Source organism: Pseudomonas mosselii, assembly GCF_019823065.1.
In the GTDB taxonomy this organism is placed as follows: domain Bacteria; phylum Pseudomonadota; class Gammaproteobacteria; order Pseudomonadales; family Pseudomonadaceae; genus Aquipseudomonas; species Aquipseudomonas mosselii.
Map to the genome: position 1 here is coordinate 6,034,603 of NZ_CP081966.1, position 26,780 is coordinate 6,061,382.

At 64.7% G+C, this 26,780-nt stretch carries 21 protein-coding genes; 11 read left to right on the forward strand and 10 right to left on the reverse strand.

Going from position 1 to position 26,780, the window contains the following annotated elements:
• Positions 1-44 precede the first annotated feature (44 nt).
• The 5 genes from K5H97_RS28060 (at position 45) to K5H97_RS28080 (ending at position 10,410) form a co-directional block, all read left to right on the forward strand.
• A complete protein-coding gene (locus K5H97_RS28060; RefSeq protein WP_028689210.1) occupies positions 45-2,369 on the forward strand; it encodes a Tex family protein in 2,325 nt (774 codons plus the stop codon).
• The gene (locus tag K5H97_RS28065; protein ID WP_051555625.1) at positions 2,369-2,752 is read left to right on the forward strand and encodes a PaaI family thioesterase; all 384 of its coding nucleotides are present in this window, start codon (positions 2,369-2,371) and stop codon (positions 2,750-2,752) included. Before K5H97_RS28060 ends, K5H97_RS28065 begins: the two co-directional genes overlap by 1 nt.
• Before the next feature lie 241 nt (positions 2,753-2,993).
• Entirely contained in the window at positions 2,994-4,571 is a 1,578-nt protein-coding gene (gene gshA, locus K5H97_RS28070) for a glutamate--cysteine ligase (protein ID WP_162175249.1), read from the forward strand.
• Positions 4,571-5,212, forward strand: coding sequence for a TetR/AcrR family transcriptional regulator (locus K5H97_RS28075; protein ID WP_028689212.1), 642 nt, complete (start codon positions 4,571-4,573; stop codon positions 5,210-5,212). Before gshA ends, K5H97_RS28075 begins: the two co-directional genes overlap by 1 nt.
• Positions 5,213-5,283: 71 nt before the next feature.
• A complete protein-coding gene (locus tag K5H97_RS28080; protein ID WP_028689213.1) occupies positions 5,284-10,410 on the forward strand; it encodes a dermonecrotic toxin domain-containing protein in 5,127 nt (1,708 codons plus the stop codon).
• A gap of 51 nt (positions 10,411-10,461) precedes the next feature.
• Here the strand turns inward: K5H97_RS28080 and K5H97_RS28085 are convergent, their stop codons facing one another.
• The 8 genes from K5H97_RS28085 to K5H97_RS28120 form a co-directional block, all read right to left on the reverse strand.
• Positions 10,462-10,677: a TOBE domain-containing protein gene (locus K5H97_RS28085; RefSeq protein WP_008095172.1), complete on the reverse strand. Its 216-nt coding sequence runs from the start codon at positions 10,675-10,677 to the stop codon at positions 10,462-10,464.
• A gap of 29 nt (positions 10,678-10,706) precedes the next feature.
• On the reverse strand, positions 10,707-11,519 hold the full coding sequence (gene ssuB / locus K5H97_RS28090; RefSeq protein ID WP_028689214.1) for an aliphatic sulfonates ABC transporter ATP-binding protein: 813 nt from the start codon (positions 11,517-11,519) through the stop codon (positions 10,707-10,709).
• Positions 11,519-12,316, reverse strand: coding sequence for an aliphatic sulfonate ABC transporter permease SsuC (ssuC, locus tag K5H97_RS28095; protein WP_028689215.1), 798 nt, complete (start codon positions 12,314-12,316; stop codon positions 11,519-11,521). Before ssuC ends, ssuB begins: the two co-directional genes overlap by 1 nt.
• A gap of 11 nt (positions 12,317-12,327) precedes the next feature.
• Positions 12,328-13,476, reverse strand: a complete 1,149-nt coding sequence (gene ssuD / locus K5H97_RS28100; RefSeq protein WP_028689216.1) for an FMNH2-dependent alkanesulfonate monooxygenase — start codon at positions 13,474-13,476, stop codon at positions 12,328-12,330.
• Positions 13,477-13,536: 60 nt separating this feature from the next.
• Complete coding sequence (locus K5H97_RS28105; protein ID WP_028689217.1) at positions 13,537-14,502, reverse strand: sulfonate ABC transporter substrate-binding protein; 966 nt, start codon at positions 14,500-14,502, stop codon at positions 13,537-13,539.
• A 94-nt stretch (positions 14,503-14,596) separates the two neighbouring features.
• Positions 14,597-15,190: an NADPH-dependent FMN reductase gene (gene ssuE / locus K5H97_RS28110; protein ID WP_028689218.1), complete on the reverse strand. Its 594-nt coding sequence runs from the start codon at positions 15,188-15,190 to the stop codon at positions 14,597-14,599.
• 429 nt (positions 15,191-15,619) lie between these two features.
• Positions 15,620-16,258 carry a peroxiredoxin gene (locus K5H97_RS28115; RefSeq protein WP_028689219.1) on the reverse strand — a complete coding sequence of 213 codons (639 nt, stop codon included), beginning with the start codon at positions 16,256-16,258 and terminating at the stop codon, positions 15,620-15,622.
• Positions 16,259-16,422: 164 nt separating this feature from the next.
• Positions 16,423-17,766, reverse strand: coding sequence for an OprD family porin (locus tag K5H97_RS28120; protein WP_028689220.1), 1,344 nt, complete (start codon positions 17,764-17,766; stop codon positions 16,423-16,425).
• Positions 17,767-18,305: 539 nt separating this feature from the next.
• Between K5H97_RS28120 and tauA the strand changes: the two genes are divergently transcribed.
• From tauA to tauD, 4 genes are read left to right on the forward strand one after another with little or no spacing between them, the layout of a single operon-like run.
• On the forward strand, positions 18,306-19,277 hold the full coding sequence (tauA, locus tag K5H97_RS28125; protein WP_028689221.1) for a taurine ABC transporter substrate-binding protein: 972 nt from the start codon (positions 18,306-18,308) through the stop codon (positions 19,275-19,277).
• A 13-nt stretch (positions 19,278-19,290) separates the two neighbouring features.
• Positions 19,291-20,070 carry a taurine ABC transporter ATP-binding subunit gene (gene tauB, locus K5H97_RS28130; protein WP_028689222.1) on the forward strand — a complete coding sequence of 260 codons (780 nt, stop codon included), beginning with the start codon at positions 19,291-19,293 and terminating at the stop codon, positions 20,068-20,070.
• Positions 20,067-20,906: a taurine ABC transporter permease TauC gene (tauC, locus tag K5H97_RS28135; protein WP_028689223.1), complete on the forward strand. Its 840-nt coding sequence runs from the start codon at positions 20,067-20,069 to the stop codon at positions 20,904-20,906. The genes tauB and tauC overlap by 4 nt, the downstream gene beginning before the upstream one ends.
• Before the next feature lie 45 nt (positions 20,907-20,951).
• Complete coding sequence (gene tauD / locus K5H97_RS28140; protein ID WP_028689224.1) at positions 20,952-21,785, forward strand: taurine dioxygenase; 834 nt, start codon at positions 20,952-20,954, stop codon at positions 21,783-21,785.
• 84 nt (positions 21,786-21,869) lie between these two features.
• Here tauD and betT read toward each other — a convergent pair whose 3' ends face one another.
• Positions 21,870-23,831, reverse strand: coding sequence for a choline transporter BetT (betT, locus tag K5H97_RS28145; RefSeq protein WP_162175250.1), 1,962 nt, complete (start codon positions 23,829-23,831; stop codon positions 21,870-21,872).
• A 255-nt stretch (positions 23,832-24,086) separates the two neighbouring features.
• Positions 24,087-25,025 (reverse strand): serine O-acetyltransferase EpsC, encoded by a 939-nt coding sequence (gene epsC / locus K5H97_RS28150; RefSeq protein ID WP_028689226.1) that lies wholly within the window; start codon positions 25,023-25,025, stop codon positions 24,087-24,089.
• Between the two features lie 283 nt (positions 25,026-25,308).
• On the opposite strand from epsC, the gene tcyJ reads away from it, so the two are divergent.
• Both tcyJ and tcyL read left to right on the forward strand, forming a co-directional pair.
• Positions 25,309-26,115 carry a cystine ABC transporter substrate-binding protein gene (gene tcyJ, locus K5H97_RS28155; RefSeq protein ID WP_028689227.1) on the forward strand — a complete coding sequence of 269 codons (807 nt, stop codon included), beginning with the start codon at positions 25,309-25,311 and terminating at the stop codon, positions 26,113-26,115.
• A complete protein-coding gene (tcyL, locus tag K5H97_RS28160; RefSeq protein WP_028689228.1) occupies positions 26,112-26,780 on the forward strand; it encodes a cystine ABC transporter permease in 669 nt (222 codons plus the stop codon). Before tcyJ ends, tcyL begins: the two co-directional genes overlap by 4 nt.

The following is a 26,780-nucleotide window of genomic DNA, read 5'->3' on the forward strand; positions in this document are numbered from 1 at the left end:
CGCCCACCCGCGGCCTTGCATTCACTATTTGTCAGGTGGTTTTCATGGACAGCATCAACAGCCGTATCGCCGAGGAACTGGGCGTGCGCCCACAACAGGTCGAAGCGGCCGTGGGCCTGTTGGACGAAGGATCGACCGTGCCCTTCATCGCCCGTTACCGCAAGGAAGTGACCGGCAGCCTGGATGACACCCAACTGCGCCACCTGGAAGAGCGCCTGCGCTACCTGCGCGAGCTCGACGAGCGCCGCGCCAGCATCCTGGCCAGCATCGAGGAACAGGGCAAGCTGACCCCGGAGCTGGCCCGCGAGATCAAGCTGGCCGACACCAAGACCCGCCTCGAAGACCTGTACCTGCCGTACAAGCAGAAGCGCCGCACCAAGGGCCAGATCGCCCTGGAAGCGGGCCTGGGCGAGTTGGCCGACGGCCTGTTCAACGACCCTCAGCTGGACCCGGAAAGCGAAGCGACACGTTTCGTCGACGCCGAAAAAGGCGTGGCCGACGTCAAGGCCGCCCTGGAAGGGGCCAAGTACATCCTCATGGAGCGCTTCGCCGAGGACGCCGCCCTGCTCGACAAGCTGCGCGGTTTCCTCAAGCAGGAAGCGGTGCTGACTGCCCGCGTGGTCGCTGGCAAGGAAGAGGAAGGCGCCAAGTTCCGCGACTACTTCGCCCACGACGAACTGCTGCGCACCGCGCCATCGCACCGTGCCCTGGCGATCTTCCGCGGGCGCAACGAAGGCGTGTTGAGCGCCTCGCTGAAAGTCGGCGAAGAGCTGCCGGGCACCCTGCACCCGTGCGAGCTGATGATTGGCAACCATGTCGGCATCGAAAACCGCAACCGCCCGGCCGACAAATGGCTGGGTGAGGTGGTGCGCTGGACCTGGAAGGTCAAGCTGTACACCCACCTGGAAACCGACCTGTTCGGCGAACTGCGCGACAACGCCGAAGGCGAGGCGATCAACGTCTTCGCCCACAACCTGCACGACCTGCTGCTGGCCGCCCCGGCCGGTCCGCGCGCAACGCTGGGCTTCGACCCGGGCCTGCGCACCGGCTGCAAGATCGCCGTGGTCGATGCCACCGGCAAGCTGCTGGACCACACCACGGTCTACCCGCATGCGCCGAAGAACGACTGGGACCGCACCATTTCCATCATGGCCGCGCTGTGCGCCAAGCACTCGGTCGAGCTGATCGCCATCGGCAACGGTACCGCCAGCCGCGAGAGCGACAAGCTGGTGGCCGAGCTGGTCAAGAAATACCCAGCGTTGAAGATCACCAAGATCATGGTCTCCGAGGCCGGTGCCTCGGTGTACTCGGCTTCCGAACTGGCCGCTCGCGAGTTCCCGGACCTGGACGTGTCGATCCGTGGCGCGGTGTCCATCGCCCGCCGCCTGCAGGACCCGCTGGCCGAGCTCGTGAAGATCGACCCGAAATCCATCGGCGTCGGCCAGTATCAGCACGACGTGTCGCAGGTGAAGCTCGCTCGCGGCCTGGACGCCGTGGTCGAGGACTGCGTGAACGCCGTGGGTGTGGATGTCAACACCGCTTCCGTGGCGCTGCTGACGCGCATCTCCGGCCTCAACGCGACCCTGGCACAGAACATCGTCGCCCACCGCGACGCCAACGGCCCGTTCGCCACCCGCGCCGCGCTGAAAAAAGTCAGCCGCCTGGGCGAGAAGACTTTCGAACAGGCGGCCGGCTTCCTGCGCGTGATGAACGGCGACAACCCGCTGGACGCCTCGGCAGTGCACCCGGAAGCCTACCCGCTGGTGCAGCGCATCGCCGCCGACACCGACCGCGACATTCGCTCGCTGATCGGCGACAGCGGTTTCCTCAAACGCCTGGACCCGAAGAAGTTCACCGACGAGACCTTCGGCCTGCCGACCGTCACCGACATCCTTCAGGAGCTCGACAAGCCTGGCCGCGACCCGCGTCCGGAGTTCAAGACCGCCACCTTCCAGGATGGCGTCGAGGACCTCAAGGACCTGGAGCCGGGCATGATCCTCGAAGGCGTGGTGACCAACGTCACCAACTTTGGTGCCTTCGTCGATATCGGCGTGCACCAGGACGGCCTGGTACACATCTCGGCGCTGTCGGAGAAGTTCGTCAAGGACCCGCGTGAAGCAGTCAAGGCCGGTGACGTGGTCAAGGTCAAGGTCATGGAAGTGGACATCCCGCGCAAACGCATCGGCCTGTCCATGCGCATGAGCGACACCCCAGGCGAGAAGGTCGAGGGTAACCGCGGTGGCAACCGTGGCAATGGCGGCAGCCGCCAGCATCAGGCGCCGCGCCAGCGCGAGACCAGCACCGCCGCGCCGGCCAACAACGCCATGGCGTCGCTGTTCGCCAACGCCAAGCAGCTGAAGAAGAAGTGATGGACGTACCGAAAGCGTACGTCGAGAGCGCCTTCAGCCAGCTCCTGGGCTGCCGCCTGCAACGCCTGGAAACGGGTGTTGCAGAGGTGGCCCTGGCGCTTGAGCCGCACCTGCGCAACCGTGGCCAGAAGCTGCACGGCGGGGCGATCTTCAGCCTGGTGGACATCGCCATGGGCCTGGCCTGCTCGGCCAGCCATGGCTTCGATCAGCAGAGCGTGACCATCGAGTGCAAAATCAACTACATGCGCGCCGTCAGCGAAGGCGAGGTGCTGTGCACCGCCCGGGTGCTGCACGCCGGTCGGCGCACGCTGGTGGTCGACGCCGACGTGCTTCAGGACGACAAGCTGGTGGCCAAGGCCCAGGGAACCTTCGCGGTTCTCTAGCTGACAGGCCCCCATCTGCGGTATTTTCGGCGTAATGCTGTACACCTGATCGCAGGGCAAGCCCGCTCCCACGCACGCTCACAGGCTCCGTGGGAGCGGGCTTGCCCCGCGATCAGGCGCATACAGGCCAGCGCCGGAACCGCGTAAACCAGGCGACAACGCCAGTTCCTTTCCCAACTACCCTTGTAGACCGTCATCCCTACCCCCATATTGGGGCGACTGACGCGTGAAGGAATCCATCTTGAGCGACCTCCTCAACCGCCGCCTGAGCCTGCTCGGCGACAATATCGACCTGCTCAAGCAGTGCCTGCACGGCATTGAGCGCGAATGCCTGCGCGTGACCAACGACGGTCGCCTGGCCCAGACCCCGCACCCCGAGGCCCTGGGTTCGGCGCTGACCAACGAGCAGATCACTACCGACTATTCCGAGTCGCTGCTGGAATTCATCACCCCGGCCCTGGCGGACCCTGCCAAGGTGCTCGAGAGCCTCGACCAGATCCACCGCTTCGTCTACACCAAGCTGGGCGACGAATACCTGTGGAGCCCGTCAATGCCCTGCACGCTGCCGGCTGAGGAAGACATCCCGATCGCCGAATACGGCAGCTCGAACATCGGCAAGCTCAAGCACGTCTATCGCAAGGGCCTGGCCCTGCGTTACGGCCGCACCATGCAGTGTATCGCCGGCATCCACTACAACTTCTCCCTGCCCGAGGCGCTGTGGCCGTTGCTGCGCGATGCCGAAGGCGGCGAGCAGGACGACCGCGACTACCAGTCCTCGGCCTATATCGCACTGATCCGCAACTTCCGCCGCTACAGCTGGCTATTGATGTATCTGTTCGGCGCCTCCCCGGCCCTGGACAAAGGCTTCCTGCGTGGCCGCCCGCACCAGCTCGAAGAGCTGGATGCCGAGACCCTCTACCTGCCCTACGCCACCAGCCTGCGCATGAGCGACCTGGGCTACCAGAGCAACGCCCAGGCGGGCCTGACGCCCTGCTACAACAACCTGGCCAGCTACACCGACAGCCTGCGCAAGGCCGTCGGCACGCCCTACCCGCCCTACGTCGAGGTCGGCACCCACAAGGATGGCGAGTGGGTACAGCTGAACACCAACATCCTGCAGATCGAGAACGAGTACTACTCGAACATCCGCCCCAAGCGCGTCACCTATACCGGCGAGCGGCCAATCCAGGCCCTGACCTCCCGTGGCGTGCAGTACGTGGAAGTACGCTGCCTGGACATCAACCCATTCCTGCCGGTGGGTATCGACCTGACCGAAGCGCGCTTCCTCGACGCCTTCCTGCTGTTCTGCGCCCTGGAAGAAAGCCCGCAGCTGGACAACGGCGAGTGCGGCCAGTGCACCGACAACTTCCTCACCGTGGTCAAGGAGGGCCGGCGCCCTGGCCTTGAGCTACGCCGTGACGGCCAGCCGGTCGCGCTGAAGACATGGGCGAGCGAACTGATCGAACGCATCGGCCAGCTGGCCGGGCTGCTTGACCGCGCCCAGGGCGGCAACGCACACGCCAAGGCCCTGGAAGCGCAGCAGGCCAAGGTCGACGACCCCGAGCTGACGCCTTCGGCCCAGGTGCTGGCGCGCATGACCGAACACGACGAGAGCTTCGTCAAGTTCTCCCTGCGCCAAAGCCGCCTGCACGCCGAGAGCTTCCGCGAGCAGCCGCTGCCCGCCGAGCGCCAGCAGGCCTTCGAAACCCTCGCCCGTGAATCCCTGGCCGAGCAGTCGCGCCTGGAGCAGCAGGAAGTGGGTGATTTCGACCTGTTCGTCGGGGCCTACCAGGCCAGCATCCTGGCGATCAGCAACTGATGACCCGACCCGCCTCCCCGCGCAAGCCACGCGCCAGCAGCCAGGCCAGGATCGAAACGATCCAGGCCGCGGCCCGCGAGCTGCTGGCCGAGCACGGGGTGGCAGGCCTGTCGATCTACAGCGTGGCCGAGCGGGCGCAGATTCCGCCGTCGTCGGTGTATCACTTCTTCGCCAGTGTGCCGGCCTTGCTGGAGGCGCTGACCGCCGACGTGCACCGGGCTTTTCGCGAGGCCCTGAGCGCGCCCATCGACAGCGCAGCGTTCAGTACCTGGCCGCAACTGTCGCGGCTGATCGAGCAGCGCATGCTCGACATCTACCACGAGGACGCCGCCGCCCGGCAGCTGATCCTCGCCCAGCACGGGTTGAGCGAAGTGGTCCAGGCCGACCGTCAGCATGACCTGGAACTGGGCAAACTGATGCACACGCTGTTCGACCAGCATTTCCAACTCCCGCCGATGCCCACCGAGGTGGACGTGTTCGCCTTGGCCATGGAGCTCAGCGACCGTGTCTATGCCCGCTCGATGCAGTTGCACGAGCAAATCACCGCGCGCATGGCCGAGGAAGGCATGCGGGTGTTCGAGGCGTACCTGGGGCTGTACTTGCCGCCGTTCTTGGCAAAACGCCACAGCAGCAACATGTAACGCAGACCATCCGAGGTCGGACGTTGAAATGAGCGCCTCTATCAGCACTCAGGCCAACGTGGACCACGACCATGACGCAAGCCACTGCTTTCCTTCATACCAACCCAGGCGAATTCGCCGAGTCCGTTACGCCGCCCAGCACCTGGATCGCCGCCGGGCGAGGTAACGCCCTGACCGAGGCGGATCAACGCCGACGCCAGGCCGCCAAGGCATTGCAGAGCCTGTTCGAGCAAGCCCCTTCGACAGGTGCACAGTCGCTCCAGCAGCATTGGGACAGCCGCATGCCCGGCCAGTCGATCGCGCGCCGGGCGTTCGCGCAGCGGCAACTGCGCGTGCATTTCCAGAGCGCGCTCGAGCTCAACCACGGCCTCGATCGCCTCCAGGCCAAGGCACTGGAGCAGTGCCAACTGAGTGACAGCACCCAGTACGCCCAACTGCACTGGCAGCAGCCGGGTCCACCGATCGGCGCCTGCCCAGGGGCCTTGCTGATCCGCCCGACGGCGCCAGGCAACCCCTGGGTTCTCTACCGCCCCGATGCCAACAACCCCATTCGCGCCTTCCAGGACGAAGCGTCGCTCAAGCAATGGGCGCACGAGCACCGCCAGCGCCTGTGGCGCAACCCACCCGTGGCACTGATGGACGACAGCGGCAGCATCGAGGTGATCGCCGGGTCCGCAGACGGCTTTACCGATCTGCTGGACAGCCTGTTGGCCGTTCAGGCACACCCGCTTGAGTTCAAGGCGGAACTCCCGGTGGCATTGAGCCAGGACCTGACGCAACGGGTCAGCGACGACGACGCCCTGGCGCTCGAAGAGGTTCATTTCGACGTGCTGGACGAACGCTTGCCGCTCGGCTGGCGCAAGCAGCGAATCGACCGTCAGGAACAGTTGCTGGCCTCCTACCTGGGGGGCGACACCGAGCCCAAGTCCCCACGCATGGCGACCTTGCGCACGCACCAGGCCAAGCTGGACGAACTGGACAACGCCCTGCAAAAACTGCTGGCCAAGCTCCCAGAGACACAGACGGAACAAACCTGGGGCGAGGCCAACCGCTTCGAGCACCTCAGCCAGCACTTCGCCAACCTCTTATTGCAGGAAGCCGAGTTTCAGCACACGCTGGGCGAGCTTGGCACGCCGCACCTGGCGTGGGTTCACGCATTGCTGGAGCGGCCTGAACCCAGCCTGCAGCGCCCCATCGTGCCAGGCGCCTTGAAGCTGGTGGTGGGCGACCGTACATGGCACCTGACCGGCTACCTCACCCTCAGGGCCCGCGCCGAAGACAACGCAAGCGAGCCCGACACCTCGGTGCTGCTCTACAAGCCGGGCCACGAGGGCGGCCTGATGCGCTTCGAGGATGAGGCGCAACTGTTCCGCCAACTGCTGAACACCGCCCAAGGCGCCTGGCCTGAAACGCTGCTGGAAAGCGCCTGGCCGCAAGACACCAACGCGTTGGTCCAGCGTTTGGACGACCCCGACCTGACGCCGAAGCTGGTCAACCCACCCATCACCAACCATGCCTTCGACTACCTGGTGCAAACCCACCTGGTCCTGCTCACCCAGGCCGATACCACCACGCAATTGCAATTGCGCTGGAAGCTCGGTGCCAGCCGCAATACCGCCAGGACGCAAGCGTTCGAACGGCTCGCCGAACGCAACCGCACCGCCCACCTGAACGCACGCCTGCAAACCCTGAAGCACCTCGATGCCCCCCAACGCGCCGCGCTGGCGGCAGCGTTGGACGCCCTGCGCACCGCCATGCGCGCCTCCAGTGCGCTGCTGGCCAAGGACCTGCCCGAGCGCGAGCGGTTCGCGCATGACCGACTGTACGCCCACCTGCGCACGACCTGCGCACTCACCATCGTCCCCAAGATCACCCTGAACATCGCCGATCGCACGGGCATACAGCGTGTGCCGCTGCCCGAATCCGGCTTCAGCAACGCCTACAAGGAAGTCGTCACCTTCAGCGCCGAGCGCAGCGACGTCGCGCTGGAGCGCTTCCTGCTCTGGGCACTGGATGAAGACCTGCGCCGGCGCCTGGGCAACGCCAGGATCGTGTTCGCCCCCCCTGCCCTCGCCCCCACTCTGCAAGCGCTGACCCACACCGACATCGCCGACCTGGTGAAGACCCTGGACCTGGCCGGCGCCTACGAAAAGCAGATACTCCGCGCCTTCAAGGGTGACCAGCAGCAGTCTGACTGGGAAGCGCAGTGGCGTCAGGAAACCCTGCGCGCACCGTTCGAGCACCAATTGCAGATCCTGGCCCTCAGCCAGCCTGCGGCCCTCGATGAAGAAGGCGCAGACATGTTCCAGCGCTTCTGCCGGGAACAGCTCGACGCTACCGTGACCAAAACGGTCAACCACCTGGGCTTGGACCTGCGGCCAGGCGTTGCGGCCGACGGCAGCGCCCGCAACGTGCCGCTGGCCGGTCTGTTCCTCCTCGAAGCGGCCAGTGGGCCCGTGCTGTTGCTGATGCCGGATGCCCCGAACGGCAGGGTCGTCAGCCAGCACGCCAGCCGTGAGGCTGCGTGCCTGGCCCTGGAAGAGCTGGCCATCGACGATGCCATGCGCAACTTCCTCGCCAGCCGCCCCCTCGACGGGGACAGCCAAACCCACCTGTCCTACATCAACCAGGCCCTGCTCAAGTCGTTCTCCGGGTTCATCGCGGCGGGCACCGTGCGCTCCGAACCCATCGCCGAGGTGCAGGCCAGCCTGTTGATGGGCCGCCTGATCATGGAGCATCGCGCCTCATCCCGCAGCCAAACGGACCTGTTCCTGGAAAACGCAGCCATTAGCCACGGGCGAGTCTACGACTACATCAAGCTGGCCCTGGGCTTCCTGCCTGGGGTCGGTGCGCTGGTGGCCCTGTACGACGGCTGGCACGCCGCCAATGCCAGCGTGGAGGCGTTCCTGCGAGGTGACCCTGGCGAGGGTGTCGAACACCTGAACAGCGTGTTCCAGTCACTGATCGATGCCGTTTTCGACCTCACGCCCACCGTCCTGGCCAGCAACCCCCAGGTCCTGGCACGCACGCGCAGTCGCCAGCAGCTTGCCGGCCTGCGCGCCACGACCGTGACCCGCCAAGGGCGCCCCCAGCCGTTCCAGGGATACGCCAGCGAAGCCCCTGTCGGGCGCTGGACAACTCACCCTGATGCCCACGGCCGAGGCGTGTACCGGCATGTCGAGAGCGGGTACGACTATATCCTGCACCAAGGTGCGCATTACCCCGTGGAATGGGATACCACCTACCTGACCTGGCGTCTCAAGGGCAGCGCATCGCGGACCTACAAACAGCCCGTGCGGCTCGACGAGCTGGGGGGCTGGCAGCCTCATGGGGGCTTGAGCGGGCGCCTGGTGGACGGCGGCCTGGCCGGTGGCGGCGCCTTCCTCGGCCGCCTCTACCAGCAGGGTTGGGAGAATTTGCGTGGCTACCTTGGCCGCCAGCCTGCGCTGCGTTCGCCGCAACAAGTGGCGCTGGATATCGACCAAGGGCGCCTCACTCAGCAGGCCAAGGTAACCGCCAGCCTGGACAAGCTGAAACGCGCCATCGCCGATCACACGGCCAGCTCGGCGGCGCCCATCACCCAATCCAGGGCAGTCCTCCAAGCCCAGCACGCCTATACGGAGCAGTTGCAAACCTTCGTCATCTTCCACGAGCAAAGCCTGGCGCGCCTGCGCAGCAGCCGGGCCCTGTGGGGCCAGATGCCGAGGCAATTCCGCGACGGCCTGGCGTTCAACCTGGTGCACCAGCACCCCAGCCTGATTCGCCAATACCAGTTCCAGATGCAAGGACATTTCGATGAGGTCAGGCGACTGCAGCATGCGCTGGACAGCGACCCCACCGACCCGCTTGCGCAGTTGAAGGCGCTACGCGCCGAGCAAGGCCGCATGGCGCACTCGCTGGAAAAGCTGGAAACAGAGTTCCGCCGCGCAGCCACCCTCAGGAACACCGTCCAGGGCCCACAGCTCACCACCTACCAGTTGGAACTCGACAAGCTGGGCATGCCGCTGGACCCGAACGGCTACCGGGTCGTGCGCCTTTCGATCCAGGCGGCCAATGTGATCAGGTTGCCAGCAACGGCCGGCTACGACTTCTTGCTCGCGTTGCGCCAGATAAACCGGGAGCTCAGCCATCTGCGCAACATGCTGTTCAGCCATCAGGACATGACCTCCGCCGGGCTGAGTCGGGCGCAGGAGCACCGTTTCCTACAACAGGTGAAAGCACGCTATCAGCGCTTCGACAACCAGATGACCAGTTGGCAGGACACCTTCCCCGACTTCGTCACTGCGCAGAGCACCCAAGCGATGCGCGCGGAGTTGACCACGTTGATGGCCGAGGTCGACGCCGCCCTCTCTGCATCGGCACCGGTCAGGACGCCTGCTCGCATCAACCGAGGCGCGAGCAGGCCCCGCCTGTTCGAAACCGTCGACCAACAACTGCTGATTGGCCGCGAGGTCACCATCGACGGGCAACCGCGGATGCAGATCGGCAACCAGCTGGCTCCGGAGTCACAGACCACCTTCTCGCGCACACCCGAAAACCGCTGGCAATCGCCCCGAGCCACACCACCGGTGCCGACGGCGAGCCTGCAGTCCCTGATGGCGACGGCCAGGACACGCCTGGGCAATGTCGCCAACCAGCAGGCCAAGCTGCGCCGATACAAAAACCTGAACATGGCACCGGCCAGCCTGCAGGATCTGGCAGACGGCTATGCCACCACGCTCAAGGACCTGGCCCAGGACATCCTGCGCAAGGGCGGCGACACCCTGAGCGAGGCGCAACACGCCGTGGCGCGCAACCTCGAGCAAGCGGCCACGGGCCTACAAACGCTGGGCAAGCAACTGCGTATCGAGCAGACGAAAGCCACGCCGCAGCCGCTAGCCGGCCACTTGGAGTACCTGCACGCGCAAGAGGAGGTGGATATCAAGTGGTCCCGCCAGCTCGAGCCGGCGAAGAACAAACAGGGGCAGGCGATCGAATACCTGGAGGAATACCGCATCGATGACGCACGCACCGGCGAGCCGCTCTGGTACGCCCACTTCCACTTCAAGAAACGGCCCGGCAACGGCTTCGCCCGTCTGGAGGCCGGACACTTGAAGTTGGCCAGCGAGCGCAACCAGCGGGCCAACGCGTGGCGAGGCCCCCTCAACGAAAGCCAGGCCAGCGCGTTATTCGGCGGGTTGAGACCGACCGAGGGTTGAACCGCTACTGCGGGGCAAGCCTGCGATGGGCCGCACGGCGCCCTGCAGCCATCACAGCTTGGCGATGGACACTTCGGTGGATTTCACGAACGCGATCACTTCACTGCCCACCTGCAGCTCCAGCTCCTTCACGGAGCGGGTGGTGATCACCGAAGTGACGATACCGGAGGCGGTCTGCACGTCGATTTCCGACAGTACCGGGCCTTCGAGGATTTCCTTCACGGTGCCTTTGAATTGGTTGCGAACGTTGATGGCTTTGATGGTCATGGCGTCATTCCTTTTGGGGCTTCGAGGATTCAGTGGGCCCAACGCAACTGCGTGGGCAAGGGGGCTACAGGTTCCGGATCGGGCGGGGTGCCCGGGACGGACAGAACACGGTTGAGCACTTCGCTTTCCAGCGCCGCCAGGCGGTGCGAACCCCGCACCCGTGGCCGGGGCAGGTCGACGACCAGGTCCAGGCCGACGGCGCCGTCTTCGATCAGGATCACACGGTCGGCCACGGCGACGGCTTCGCTGACGTCGTGGGTGACCAGCAACACGGTGAAACCGTGCTGGCGCCACAGGCGCTCGATCAATTGCTGCATTTCAATGCGGGTCAGGGCATCCAGCGCACCCAATGGCTCGTCCAGCAGCAGCAGGCGCGGCTGGTGAATGAGCGCCCGGGCCAGGGCCACCCGCTGTTTCTGGCCGCCGGACAACGCCGCCGGCCAGTCGTTGGCGCGATCGACCAGGCCGACCGCCTCCAGTGCCTCCAGGGCACGGGGCCGCCAGTTGCCGGACAAGCCCAGGCCCACGTTGTCGATCACCTTCTTCCAGGGCAGCAGACGCGCGTCCTGGAACATCAGGCGGGTATCCTCGCGGGCCTCGGCCAGCGGTGCGGCCCCCGCCAGCAGTTGGCCGGCGCTGGGTTGGTCGAGCCCGGCCAGCAGGCGCAGCAAGGTGCTCTTGCCGCAGCCACTGCGACCGACGATGGCGACGAACTGGCCGGCCGGAATGTGCAGGTCGATGCCGCGCAGCACTTCACGCTGGCCAAAGGTGCGACGCAGATCGCGGGCCGCCAGGGGGATGCCACGCAGCAGGCGTGGCGGCTGTTCCTTGAGCACGGTCATCATGCGCCCTCCTTCTTCGCCACCTGGTACGCCGGGTGCCAGCGCAGCCATACCCGCTCCAGGCCCCGGGCAGCCAGGTCGGCCAGCTTGCCGAGCACCGCGTACAGGACGATGGCCAGCACCACCACATCGGTCTGCAGGAACTCGCGGGCGTTCATCGCCAGGTAGCCGATGCCGGCGTTGGCCGAGATGGTCTCGGCGACGATCAGCGTCAGCCACATGAAGCCCAGGGCGAAGCGCACGCCGACCAGGATCGAGGGCAGCGCCCCCGGCAGGATCACCTGGCGGAACAGCGCGAAGCCCGACAGCCCGTAGCTGCGCGCCATCTCCACCAGTGCCGGATCGACGTTGCGGATCCCGTGGTAGGTGTTCAGGTAGATAGGGAACAACGTCCCCAGCGCCACCAGGAAGATCTTTGCCGACTCGTCGATGCCGAACCACAGGATCACCAGCGGGATCAGCGCCAGGTGCGGCACGTTGCGGATCATCTGCACCGAGCTGTCGAGCAGACGCTCGCCCCAGTTCGACAGGCCGGTGATGAAGCCCAGCAACAGGCCGATGCTGCCGCCGATCACGAAGCCCAGGCCGGCACGCCAGCCGCTGATGGCCAGGTGGGTCCAGATCTGGCCGCTACGCACCAGCTCGACACCGGCACTGACCACCGCGCTCGGCGCCGGCAGGATGCGGGTCGACAGCCAGCCCGCGCTGACCGCCAGTTGCCATATCGCCAGCAGCAGGATCGGCAGGGCCCAGGGCGCCAGGCGCTTGGACCAGGTGGTGGTGGATGCACGACTCATGACCCCGGTCCTCAGCTCTGCGACACGGACTTGGGCAGGATGTCGTTGGCGACCATTTCACCGAACGGGCTCACGTAGCCACCGGTCTTCGGCTGCTCCGGGCGCTGCACGTCAAGGTGCGGGAACAGCAGCTCGGCGACTCGGTACGACTCCTCCAGGTGTGGATAACCGGAGAAGATGAACGTGTCGATGCCAAGATCGGCGTATTCCTTGACCCGCGCCGCAACGGTCGGGCCATCACCCACCAGCGCGGTGCCGGCACCGCCACGCACCAGGCCGACACCGGCCCACAGGTTCGGCGCCACTTCCAGCTTGTCGCGCTTGCCGCCGTGCAGCGCGGCCATGCGCTGCTGACCGACCGAGTCGAAGCGCGCCAGCGATGCCTGGGCGCGGGCGATGGTGTCGTCGTCCAGGTGCGAGATCAGCCTGTCGGCGGCGGTCCAGGCCTCTTCATTGGTTTCCCGCACGATCACGTGCAAGCGGATGCCGAAGCGCACTTCACGGCCTTGGGCCGCGGCCTTCTCGCGCACCTGAGCGATTTTCTCGGCGACGGCCGCCGGCGGCTCGCCCCAGGTCAGGTACAGCTCGACCTGCTCGGCGGCCAGGTCCTGGGCGGCCTCGGAGGAACCACCGAAGTACAGCGGCGGACGCGGTTGCTGGATCGGCGGGTAAAGCAGCTTGGCGCCCTTCACCTGGATATGCTTGCCGTCGTAGTCGACCGTTTCGCCTTCAAGCACCTTGCGCCAGATGCGGGTGAATTCCACCGACGCCTCGTAGCGTTCCTGGTGGTTCAGGTGCAGGCCATCGCCGGCCAGTTCGTCCGGATCACCACCGGTCACCAGGTTGAACAGCGCACGGCCGTTGGACAGGCGATCGAGGGTGGCGGCCTGGCGCGCGGCCACGGTCGGCGAAATGATCCCCGGGCGCAGGGCCACCAGGAACTTCAGGCGCTCTGTCAGCGGAATCAGCGACGCCGCCACCAGCCAGGAGTCCTCGCAGGAACGTCCGGTGGGGATCAGCACGCCGCCGAAGCCAAGGCGGTCGGCAGCCTGGGCGATCTGGCTCAGGTAGCCGTGATCGACGGCGCGGGCGCCCTCGCTGGTGCCCAGGTACTTGCCGTCACCGTGGGTGGGAAGGAACCAGAAGATGTTAAGGCTCATTGGAGTTGTCTCCTCAAGGGTGGCTCATGCCGGGGCGGCACCCCGGCGCAGGCGAATCGTTCAAGGCGCGCTGGCGACCTTGGCCGGGGGTGTCCAGATCACGTCCTTGATGCTCAAGGGCTTGGGAATCAGCTTCAGGGCCTGGAAGGTGTCGGCGATCTTCTGCTGCGCGGCGATCACTTCTGGGGTCAGCGGCGCGGCGCCGTAGCCCTGGCGTTTCACCGAGGTCAGGGTGATGTCGGCGGGCAGGCCGAGCAGCGGCGCGACCTGGTCGGTGACCTGCTGTGGGTTGGCCTGGGACCATTCGCCCACGGCACGCACCTCCTCGACCAGGGTGTTGATCACCGCCGGGTGCTGGGTGGCATAGCTGCGGGTGGCCAGGTAGAACTGGTGGTTATCGACCAGGTCCTTGCCGTCACGCAGGGTGCGTGCCTGCAGCTGCTGCTCGGCGGCGGCCTGGTACGGGTCCCAGATCACCCAGGCGTCGACGCTGCCGCGCTCGAAGGCGGCGCGGGCATCGGCCGGTGGCAGGTAGACGGGCTGGATATCGGTGTACTTGAGGCCGGCGTCTTCCAGGGCGCGCACCAGCAGGTAGTGCACGTTGGAGCCCTTGTTGAGGGCGACTTTCTTGCCCTTGAGTTCCTTCACCGACTGGATCGTCGATCCCTTCGGCACCAGGATCGCCTCGCTGTGCGGGGCTGGCGGCTCATAGGCGACGTACAGCAGGTCGGCACCCGCGGCCTGGGCAAACACTGGTGGAGTTTCACCGGTCACGCCGAAGTCGATGGAGCCGACATTGAGGCCCTCGAGCAGTTGCGGACCGCCCGGGAACTCGGTCCACTGCACGTCAATGCCCTGTTCCTTCAGGCGCTTTTCCAGCGAGCCCTTGGCCTTGAGCAGCACCAGGGTGCCGTACTTCTGGTAACCGATGCGCAGGCTTTCGGCCTGGGCTTGAGTGATGGCGCCGAAGGACACAGCCGCCGCAAACAGGGCGACCAGACCGCGACGCAAGAAGATTGTGCGCATGGCGCTCTCCTGTGCGAGTGGGTTCGGGTAGCACCTGCTTGCCTCGTTGACGGGCGAGTAAGGTGGGACAACGGTCAAGCGGTATAGCGAGGAATCAGATGCTCCAACGGGCACTGATCAGGCGTTCGTTGAGCTCGCCCGGCACCACCGGCCGAGGCCGGCGCGCCAGGGCGCTGTGGAACGTTTCCAGCGAATCCTGCAGGCGTTGCTCCAGGGCAGCGGCCAGTTGCGCGGGCCGGGTGCCTTCGCCGTAGGCGACCTGGCTGTCGTCGGCGAAGATCCCCTGCAGGGTCTCCTGCGCCTTGAGCGCCGACAGCACCGGCTTGAGGGCGTAGTCCACGGCCAGCATGTGGGCGATGCTGCCGCCGGTGGCGATCGGCAGGACCACCTTGTGTTCCAGGGCTCGCTCAGGCAGCAGGTCGAGCAAGGTCTTGAGGGCACCGGCGAACGATGCCTTGTACACCGGCGTGGCGACCACCAGGCCATCGGCCTGTGCCACCAGTTCATTGAAGTGACGCACCTGCGGGCTGTCGAAGCGCGCGTGGAGCAGGTCCTCAGCGGGGAATTCCCGCACCTGGAAGGTCACCACCTCGACGCCGCGCTCCTGCAGCCAGTCGCGCGAGCGTTCTAGCAGCACGCCGGAGCGTGAACGAAGACTGGGGCTACCACCGACAGAAACAACCAGCATTGAAAGCGCTTCCTTCGATTCGATTGCAGGGCCGCGAGGGGTTGTCCCCGCTGGATGGAAGTGACATTAACAGTTCGTCATATATATCTATAAATCATATTTTTGCATTTGTTTATTCCATAAATAGATATTAATTCTTATCTCTTTAAGAGATCACCCAGCCCTTCGGGCTACGCTGTCGCGCAGGCAACTATCCCCCTGTGGGAGCGGCCTTGTGTCGCGAAAGGGGCGCGCAGCGGCCCCAGATTCCGAGCCACCATCGACATTGCTGGGGCTGCTGAGTAGCCCTTTCGCGACACAAGGCCGCTCCCACAGGGATCGCGCAAGGCTCAATTTGGCAATACCTGCCTTTCTGCCAGACATAAAAAAGGGCCGTCGAAACGGCCCGAAGATCCCTGCTTGGCTAAGAGCAATGCAACGAGCAATACCTCATCGATTCGGTTGCGGGGTCAGTCGCAGATAGGGTTTCACCGCCCGGTACCCTTTCGGGAAGCGGCGTTTGATTTCGTCCTCGTCCTTGAGCGAAGGCACGATCACTACCTCGTCGCCGTCCTGCCAGTTGCCTGGGGTGGCGACCTTGTAGTTGTCGGTCAGTTGCAACGAGTCGATCACCCGCAGGATCTCGTTGAAGTTGCGCCCGGTACTGGCCGGATAGGTGATGGTCAGGCGCACCTTCTTGTTCGGATCGATGACGAACAGCGAGCGCACCGTCAAGGTGTCGCTGGCGTTGGGGTGGATCAGGTCGTACAGGTCGGAGACCTTGCGGTCGGCGTCGGCGATGATCGGGAAGTTGACCACGGTGTTCTGGGTCTCGTTGATGTCATCGATCCACTTGTGGTGCGAGTCGACCGGATCCACCGACAGGGCGATGGCTTTGACGCCACGCTTGGCGAAGTCTTCCTTGAGCTTGGCGGTCAGGCCCAGCTCGGTGGTGCACACCGGGGTGAAGTCGGCCGGGTGGGAGAACAGCACGCCCCAGCTGTCGCCCAGCCATTCGTGGAAACGGATCTTGCCGGCGCTGGAATCCTGTTCGAAATCGGGGGCGATATCGCCGAGTTTGAGGCTCATGGAAGCGGCTCCTGTGCTGTGTCTGGCCTTGTGGGTTCAATGTGCCTGCTTCCGAATAAAAACAAAAAGAATAGATATCGATTTATTTATAACCATTAAGCATACGGATTCGCAGACACAAAAAAGCCTCGCACTAGACGAGGCTTTCTTGATGCCGCTACGACTTACATGAAGGCGTAAGTGTAGTTGACGATGAAGCGAGTCTGGTCCTGGTCTTTGGTGAACTCGCTGGTCGAACCACCGCTGCCACGGTACACACCCTGGCGCAGGCTGAAGCCCAGGCCTTTGAAGGTACCTTGCTGGATGGTGTAGTCGACGCGAGCGTCACGTTCCCACTCGTTGTAGGTGCCGTGGCCGCTCTTGTAACGAATATCATCACCGCGCAGGTAAGAAACAGACGCTTTCAGGCCCGGCACACCCAGACCGGCGAAGTCATAGGAGTACTGACCGAAGTTGGTGTTCTCGCCAGCACGGGCGAACTGGTTGATCATGCTGTCGGTGAACAGGTAGAAGCTGGAACCACCAGCACCTTCCGAAGTACCGCTGTCATTGACCAGGCTGCCCTGACCCATCCAGACGAAGCCACCGTCGTCACCGACCTGCTGACGGCCGAGCATCAGCGCATGGCCACCCAGGGTGTAGGTGAACATGGCAGACCAGGTCTTGTTGTCGACCTTGCCGGTGTTCTTGGCATAGCCGCCGTTGTTGCTGAAGTTGTAGCTGCTGTCGTGGCCGTTCTTGCCATCGCTGCTGCTGTCGAAATAGCGCAGGTCGGTCTTGAACGATTGATCGTCAGCGATCTTGAAGACGTGGGTCGCGCCCAGGAAGTGCTGCTTGTAGAAATCTTCCAGGTTCGAGTAGTAGTACTGCAGGGTCAGGTCTGGAGTGAGCTTGTAGTCCAGGCCACCGTAGCGGAACTTGTTGCTTTCGGCAGTGGCGCCAGCAACGGACAGACCGGTACGGTTGCTCGAAGCACGGCCCATGGCGTGAGTCAGCTGACCGGCATTGATGGTCAGGTTGTCGATTTCCTTCGACTGGATGGTGCCACCCTCGAAGGTCTGCGGCAGCAGACGACCATCGTTGGAGACCAGAATCGGCAGGTTCGGCGCGAGAGCGCTACCGAAGTGCGCTTCGGTCTTGGAGAAGCGAGCCTTGGCATTGGCGCCGAAACGGGCCCACTGGTCCGCAGCACCTTTGCCGTCATCCGGGAAGAAGCCACCTTTGTGATAACCCTTGCCGCCGTCCAGACGGATGCCCCACAGGGCCTGGGCGTCAACGCCGAAACCGACGGTGCCTTCGGTGAAGCCCGAGATGTAGTCGAGCTTGAAGCCCTGGCCGGACTCACGCTGATCCGGGCGAGGGTTGCCGTGGGCTTCACGGTTGTCGTTGTTGAAGTACATGGTGCGCGAGCTCAGGGACAGCTTGCTGTCCTCGATGAAACCGGCAGCGCCTGCTTGTTGGGCGAGAACCCCCAGTGCCACGGCCAGGGCCAGGCTGGACTTGTACATGTTTTGCTCCTCTACGTTCTAATTTTTGTGCGTCTCAAGCGGCGGGATCTGCTGCCCCACTCGCCCGGATTGGCGATTTAGCACCAATGCGTGACCGCCAAGTCAATCGCTAACGGTCGATCTGCGACTTTGGTCTAACCCGCTGACCTGCGCTACAGGATAATGACAATCCTATAAATCCAAAATGACCGTTTTATGAATCTGTAAGATTTTTACGGAATAACATCGGAACCATTCCTACGAAACGTTGTATCGACGCCGTCAATCATACCTTTAGGTTATGTGCAAACGTTTGCCGAGCTGTCGACCAGCAGTCCCCCCGCAGAAATCGATAAAGACTAGCTGTCTTCAGCGATTGCGCCAGCTTCGCACCGTCCTGTCGAAACGAACCAAGCCAGGGATCACGACGAGCCTGCATCCCGCGCAGGTTCAGAGCGTTTGGCTTTTAAGCTAATTCTAAAAAGTTATTTATTTACTATTTCTTAGATCATCTAGTCTTCTCGCCATCCATCCCAGAATGCCTGACGAGAGGTTCAATCATGATCCCGCACGCTCCGCTGCGCCTGTTCGCCGCCCTGACCCTCGCCAGTGCCAGCTGGCTGGCCCAGGCCGCCGACCTGACCGTCGCCTACCAGACCACCGTCGACCCGGCCAAGGTGGCCCAGGTCGATGGCACCTATGAAAAGGACAGCAAGGCCAGCATCGACTGGCGCAAGTTCGACAATGGCGCCGACGTGATCACCGCGGTCGCCTCGGGCGACGTGCAGATCGGCTACCTCGGCTCCAGCCCGCTGGCCGCCGCCGCCACCCGCAAGCTGCCGGTCGAGACCTTCCTGATCGCCACCCAGATCGGTGCCGGCGAGGCCCTGGTCGCCCGCGACAGCATCAAGACCCCGCAGGACCTGGTGGGCAAGAAGGTCGCCGTGCCGTTCGTTTCCACCGGCCACTACAGCCTGCTGGCCGCACTGAAGAGCTGGAACATCGACCCATCGAAAGTACAGATCCTCAACCTCGCCCCGCCAGCGATCATCGCCGCCTGGAAACGCGGCGACATCGATGCCACCTACGTCTGGGACCCGGCCCTGGGCGTGGCCAAGGAGAACGGCAAGGTGCTGATCACCTCGGGCGAGCTGGCCGAGAAAGGCGCGCCGACCTTCGATGCCTGGATCGTGCGCAAGGACTTCGCCGCCAAGCACCCGGAAATCGTCAAGTCGTTCGCCAAGGTCACCCTCGACGCCTACGCCGACTACCGCAAGGACCCGAAAGCCTGGCTGGCCGACCAGGACAACGTCGCCAAGCTGGTCAAGCTGTCCGGCGCCAAGCCGGCCGATATCCCGGTGCTGCTGCAGGGCAACGTCTACCCGCTGGCCGCCGACCAGGCCAGCGCACTGGGCACGCCGACCACCCAGGCGCTGACCGACACCGCCACCTTCCTCAAGCAACAAGGCAAGGTCGACGCCGTGCTACCCGACTACTCGCCCTACGTCAGTGCCCAATACCTGCCCAACTGATCCGGAGCCCGTCATGGCCTTGCTCGAACTGGAGCGCATCAGCGCACAGTACCCCGGCGCCGCTACCCCGGTGCTGGCCGACATCAACCTGAGTCTGGGCCCGCGCCAGCTGCTGGTGGCCCTCGGGCCGTCCGGCAGCGGCAAGACCTCGTTGCTCAACCTGATCGCCGGCTTCGTCGCCCCCAGCGGCGGGCGCATCAGCCTCGACGGCGCGCCGGTGCAAGGTCCGGGCGCCGAACGTGGCGTGGTGTTCCAGGACGATGCCCTGCTGCCCTGGCAGGACGTGCTCGGCAACGTCGCCTTCGGCCTCGAGCTGGCCGGCGTGTCCCGTGCCCAGCGTGAAGCCAAGGCCCGCGAGATGCTGGCGCTGGTCGACCTGGCCGGCTTCGGCGAGCGGCGTATCTGGCAGTTGTCCGGCGGGCAGAAGCAGCGCGTGGGTCTGGCCCGGGCGCTGGCCGCCGACCCACGGGTGCTGTTGATGGACGAGCCGTTCGGTGCCCTCGATGCCTTTACCCGCGAACAGATGCAGGAGCTGCTGCTGCAAGTCTGGCAGCGCACCGCCAAGCCGGTGTTCCTGATCACCCACGACATCGAGGAAGCGGTGTTCCTCGCCACCGAACTGGTGCTGCTGGCGCCCAATCCGGGCCGCGTCGTCGAACGTCTGCAGCTGGACTTCGGCCAGCGCTACGCCGCTGGCGAGTCGGCCAGGGCGATCAAGTCCGATCCCCGTTTCATCGAAACCCGCGAGCACGTGCTGGCGCGGGTATTCTCGCAACGTCAGGAGTCCGCATGAGCAGCATCGAATTGCCGGCCACCACCAAGCAGGCACAGCGCACACTTCCTGTGGTGAAGCCCCGCAAGCCCTTGTCGACCCGCTGGATCAGCACCCTCACCCTGGCCACCCTGTTGCTGGCGTGGTGGCTGGTGACCGCGGCCGGCTGGATCGAACCGCTGTTCCTGCCCTCGCCCGCCGACATCCTGGCCAAGGGCTGGACACTGCTCACCCAGGGCTACATGGACGCCAGCCTGTGGCAGCACCTGGGCGCAAGCCTGGGCCGTATCGGCCTGGCGCTGGTGGCGGCGACCCTGACCGCCATCCCCGTCGGCCTGGCCATCGGCTACAACCGCGTGGCCCGCGGCATCCTCGACCCACTGATCGAGTTCTACCGGCCGATCCCGCCACTGGCCTACCTGCCGCTGATCGTCATCTGGTGCGGCATTGGCGAGCTGTCGAAGGTGCTGCTCATCTACCTGGCGATCTTCGCCCCGATCGCCATCGCCACCGCCACCGGCGTGCGCACCGTCGACCCGGCCAAGCTGCGCGCCGCGCAGTCGCTGGGGGCCACCCGTGCGCAACTGATCCGCCATGTGATCCTGCCCAGCGCCCTGCCCGACATCCTCACCGGCATTCGCATCGGCCTCGGCGTGGGCTGGTCGACCCTGGTCGCCGCCGAGCTGATCGCCGCCACCAGCGGCCTGGGCTTCATGGTGCAGTCAGCGGCGCAGTTCCTGGTCACCGACGTGGTGGTGCTGGGGATCCTGCTGATCGCCCTGATCGCCTTCGCCCTGGAGATGGGCCTGCGCGCCCTGCAGCGCAAGCTGGTGCCCTGGCATGGCCAGAGCCATTGACCAAATGACCACGCCGGCAACCCGGCACCTGGAACGAGAAAAGACATGAGCCTGACCGTTACCCCCTTGAGCCCAGCCCTTGGCGCGCAGATCAGCGGCGTGGACATCAGCCACGACATCACCCTCGAACAGCGTGACGCCATCGAGCAGGCGCTGCTCGAACACCAGGTGCTGTTCTTCCGCGACCAGCCGCTCACCCCCGAACAGCAGGCCCGTTTCGCCGCCCGCTTCGGCGACCTGCACATCCACCCGATCTACCCCAATGTGCCGCAGACGCCGCAGGTGTTGATCCTCGACACCGCGGTCACCGATGTGCGCGACAACGCCGTCTGGCACACCGACGTGACCTTCCTGCCGACCCCGGCGCTGGGCGCGGTGCTCAGCGCCAAGCAACTGCCGGCCTTTGGCGGCGACACCCTGTGGGCCAGCGGCATCGCCGCGTTCGAGGCGCTGTCGGCGCCGCTGCGCACGATGCTCGACGGCCTGACCGCCACCCACGATTTCACCAAGTCGTTCCCGCTGGAGCGCTTCGGCACCACGCCCGAGGACCTGGCACGCTGGGAGGCGACCCGGCGCAACAACCCGCCGCTGTCGCACCCGGTCGTGCGCACCCATCCGGTCAGCGGGCGCAAGGCATTGTTCGTCAATGAAGGGTTCACCACGCGGATCAACGAGCTGAACGAGCAGGAGAGCGAGGCGCTGCTCAAGCTGCTGTTCGCCCATGCGACGCGGCCGGAGTTCAGCATTCGCTGGCGTTGGCAGGAAAACGACGTGGCGTTCTGGGACAACCGCGTCACGCAGCACTTTGCGGTGGATGACTACCGCCCCAGCCGGCGGGTGATGCATCGGGCGACCATCCTGGGGGATGCGCCTTTCTGAAAGATCCGGGGGAGGCCTTTGGCCTCCTTTCGCTGGCAAGCCAGCTCCCACAGGTTTTGCAACAACCCTGTGGAAGCCAGCGATCTACCTGACCAGATGCAGGTACTGCATATGCCGCTCGTACTGGTCGAGGATGTCGTTGATGATCTGCTCCTTGCTGTAGCCCACCAGGTCGTAGTTCTGGCTGCCTTCGCTCAAGTGCACCTCGGCCCTGTAGTAGCGGCGATTCTTCAACTCCTGCGTCCCCAGCCCACCCAACGCGAACGACGGCGTGAAGTACCCGCGCATCTGTACCTGGTAGATGAACGGCTGCTCCTCGCCATGACCGATCTTCAGGCTGACGTTGTCGTGGCTCGGGTCATCCTGGGTGATCAGCACCAATCCCTTCTGCTCGAACACCTCGCGCACCTCGGCGATCGCCGGACGCACCACGTCGTCCATGAAGCGATACACCTCGTCCCGCGACGGGAAGTGCACAGCCTGGCTAAGACGCTGGCGCCAGCCGCCACGCCCGCGCCGGGACTGGGCGAAGGGCGCCAACGAGTGCATCTGCGCGATCTGCCGCTGGCTTTCCAGGTAGAAGGCCTTGTGCAGCCCCCACATCATGCACAGCAGGATCAGCGAGAACGGCAGCGAGGTCAGCACCACCGCCGACTTCAGCGAATCGATGCTGCCGGCGAACAGCAGCCCGCTGGTGATCAGCGCGGTCATCGCGCCCCAGAAGATGCGCAGCCAGTTCGGACCGTCCTCATCGGCGCCGCCGCCCTTGGCCGACAGCGTCGACAGCACCACCGTGCCGGAGTCGGCCGAAGTGACGAAGAACACGAAGCTGATGAACACCGTCACGGCGATCACCGTCTTGCTCCACGGGTAGGTTTCCAGCAACAGGTACAAGCTCATCGACGGGTTGTCGATGGCCGACTGGCCCAGCGCGGTCATGCCGTGGTTGATCACCTGGTCCAGGGCGCTGTTGCCGAAGATCGACATCCACGCCAGGGTGAAGCCCAGCGGGATCAGCAGCACGCCGAAGACAAACTCGCGAATGGTGCGTCCGCGCGAAATGCGCGCGATGAACAGGCCCACGAACGGCGCCCAGGCAATCCACCAGGCCCAGTAGAACACCGTCCAGCCGCCCAGCCAGTCGCGTTGCTCGCCGTAGGCGTAAACATCGAAGCTCTTGCGCGGCAAGGCGCCCAGGTAGTCGCCCAGGTTCTGGATCAAGGTGTTGAACAAGTGCTGGGTGGGCCCTGCGAACAGCACGAACAGCAGCAGCGCGCAGGCCAGGAACAGATTGATGTCACTCATCACCCGCACGCCCTTCTCCACCCCAGCGACCGCCACGGCCACCGCCGCGCCCATCATCAGGGTAATGAGGATCACCTGCACCCACTGGCTGTGGCTGATACCGAACAGGTAGTCGAGGCCGGCGTTCAGGTGCAACACGCCGAAGCCCATGTCGGCGCCCAGGCCGAACACCGTGGCGATGATGCCGAAGCCGTCCACCGCATAGCCGATCGGACCGTTGATGCGCTTGCCGATCAGCGGGTACAGCGCCGAACGCAGGGCCAGCGGCAGGTTGTGCCGGTAGGCGAAGTAGGCCAGCGCCATGCCGACGAAAGCGAACACGCCCCAGCCGTGCAGGCCCCAGTGCAGGAACAGGATCTGCATCGCCTGACGCCCGGCCTCGGCCGTGCCGGCCTCGCCCTGCGGCGGCTGGAGCATGTGGGTCAGCGGCTCGGAAACGCAGAAGAAGAACAGGGTGATGCTGATACCGGCAGCGAACAGCATGCCGGCCCAGGACAGGTAGCTGAACTCGGGTTCGTCGTGGTCGGCACCGAGCTTGATCTTGCCATAGCCGGACAAGGCGGTGACCACCACGAAGACCAGATACAAGGTCATGGCCAGCATGTAGTACCAGCCGACGGTGTTGGCCGCCCAGTTCTGCGCCGCCAGCAGCCAGTCGCCGGCCGCCTTGGGCTGGGCGATGACGATCAGGCCGAAGACAAGGATGAAGCTTGCCGCGAAGTAGAACACGGGGGGGTTCATGCGGATCTTGCCGTGGGCAAGGTCGGGGGTCGGTGCACTCATTGAACGGGCACCTCGTCGAAGGACGTGAGGTTCGGATTGAACGGGTTCAGCAAAGGCGATTCCTCCTTTTGAACACCGGCAATGGACCAGCGTTTTTCGTTGAACAAGCGTTCAAGTTAAACATGGATCGGATTTCAATGCGACCCGATGCCGCTTCAGGAGCGGTCGAAGCAGGAGCGGACTTGCCCGCTCCCACGCGACTTAACCCTTGAGCTAGAGGGCTTTCTTGTCCTCGCAATCCAACTGCAGGTTAGCCTGGGTAATGTTGCTGTCAGCCGGCACGCTGCGGGTCAGCCACACGTTGCCGCCGATGGTCGAGCCCTTGCCGATGGTGATCCTTCCGAGAATGGTCGCACCCGCGTAGATCACCACATCGTCCTCGACGATGGGGTGGCGTGCCAGGCCCTTGTGCAGGGTGCCCGACTCGTCGCTGGGGAAACGCTTGGCGCCCAGGGTCACGGCCTGGTAGATCCGTACCCGCTCACCGATGATCGCGGTCTCGCCGATCACCACGCCGGTGCCGTGGTCGATGAAGAAGCTCGGGCCGATCTGCGCGCCGGGGTGGATGTCGATACCCGTGGCCGAGTGCGCCAGCTCCGAGCTGATCCGCGCCAGCAGCGGCAGGCCGGCCCGGTACAGGTGGTGGGCCAGGCGGTGGTGGATGATCGCCAGGATGCCTGGGTAGCACAGCAGCACCTCGTCGACGCTGCGCGCCGCCGGATCGCCGTGGTAGGCGGCGAGCACGTCGGTGTCCAGCAGCACGCGCAGGGCCGGCAGGGCCGCGGCGAAGTCCTGGATCAGGCGCAGGGCGTGACCATCGACATCGACCACATCGGTCTTGCCATGGCGCGCCGCGTAGCGCAACTCCAGGCGGGCCTGGGCCAGCAGCGCGGTGAGCGCAGCGTCCAGCGTGTGGCCGACATAGAAGTCTTCGCTTTCTTCACGCAGGTCCACCGGGCCAAGGCGCATGGGGAACAGCGCACCACACAGCTGCTCGAGAATCTGGCGCAGCGCCTCGCGCGACGGCAGCTCGCGCCCGCCCTGCTCGCCGCTGCTACGGCCATTGTTGCTGCGCCACTGCTCACGGGCGCTGCGCAGGCCACTGACGATGGTCTGCAGTTGCCAGTGCCCGGTTGATGGTTGTTCGCTCACGGGTGTTTCTCCTGCCAGGCGGCGTTGTCGATATGCCCACGTCCCCTGGAACGGCCCTTTCGCGGCACAAGGCCGCTCCTACAGGGAGGGTGTAGGCCACGATACGTCAAATCTGCCTCTTGGAAAAAACAACGCTTTATTCCATCCTGAGCTAAGTCGGGCATAAGCGACTGCAAAATGCAGAAACGGGAATAACAATCTTATTTTTTATTATTTCCCGACCTATGAAGCCCACCTCTATAGTCGCCACCTCACTACTTCCACAACAAGCGCGGGGCCTGCCATGACCAAATTCGCCAAACCCCTTCTCAACGCCAGCCTGGCGCTCCTGCTGGGCGCCGGCCTGCTCGGCCAAGCCTTTGCCGGTGAGCAGTTGAAGACCATCCAGGAGAAGGGCGTGATCAACGTCGGCCTGGAAGGCACCTACCCACCGTTCAGTTTCCAGGATGAGAACGGCAAGCTGACCGGCTTCGAAGTCGAACTGTCCGAGCTGCTGGCCAAGGAGCTGGGGGTCAAGGCCAAGGTCCAGCCGACCAAGTGGGACGGCATCCTCGCCGCCCTGGAGTCCAAGCGCCTGGACGTGGTGATCAACCAGGTGACCATCTCCGAAGAGCGCAAGAAAAAGTACGACTTCTCCGAGCCCTACACCGTTTCCGGCATCCAGGCCCTGGTGCTCAAGGGCAGCGATAACGAGAAGAACATCAAGACCGCCGCCGACCTCGCTGGCAAGAAGGTCGGTGTCGGCCTGGGCACCAACTACGAGCAGTGGGTGAAACAGGACGTGCCGACAGCCGATGTCCGTACCTATGAAGACGACCCGACTAAGTTCGCCGACCTGCGCAATGGCCGCATCGACGCCATCCTGATCGACCGCCTGGCCGCGCTGGAGTACGTGCAGAAAACCGCCAAGGACAAGAAACCCACCGCACTGGCCGGCGAGAAATTCTCCAAGCTGGAATCGGGCGTGGCCCTGCGCAAGGGCGAGCCTGAACTGCTCGAGGCGCTGAACAAGGCCATCGACAAGCTCAAGGCCGACGGCACGCTGGCCAAGCTGTCCGAGAAATACTTCGGTGCCGATGTCACCAAATGATCGCTGAAAGCCTGCAACTCGTTGTCGATTCCGCGCCCTTCCTGCTAAAGGGCGCGGGCTATACCGTGCTGCTCAGTGTCGGCGGCATGTTCTTCGGCCTGGTGCTGGGCTTCGCCCTGGCACTGATGCGCCTGTCGAAGATCCTGCCGCTGGACTGGCTCGCCCGTATCTATGTGTCGTTCTTCCGCGGCACGCCGCTGCTGGTGCAGCTGTTCGTGATCTACTTCGGCCTGCCGCAGATCGGCATCGAGCTCGACCCGATCCCGGCGTCGCTGATCGGCCTGTCGCTGAACATGGCGGCGTACGTCTGCGAAATTCTCCGGGCGGCGATCTCTTCGATCGACCGTGGCCAGTGGGAAGCGGCGGCCAGCATCGGCATGACCCGCACCCAGGCCATGCGCCGGGCGATCCTGCCGCAAGCCTTGCGCACCGCGCTGCCGCCACTGGGCAACAGCTTCATCTCGCTGGTCAAGGACACTGCCCTGGCGGCGACCATCCAGGTGCCCGAGCTGTTCCGCCAGGCGCAGCTGATCACCGCCCGGACCTTCGAGGTCTTCACCATGTACCTGGCTGTCGCGGTGGTCTACTGGATCCTCTGCAGCATCCTGGCGCACTTCCAGAACCGCATGGAAGCGCGGGTCAACCAGCACGACCAGGAGCACTGA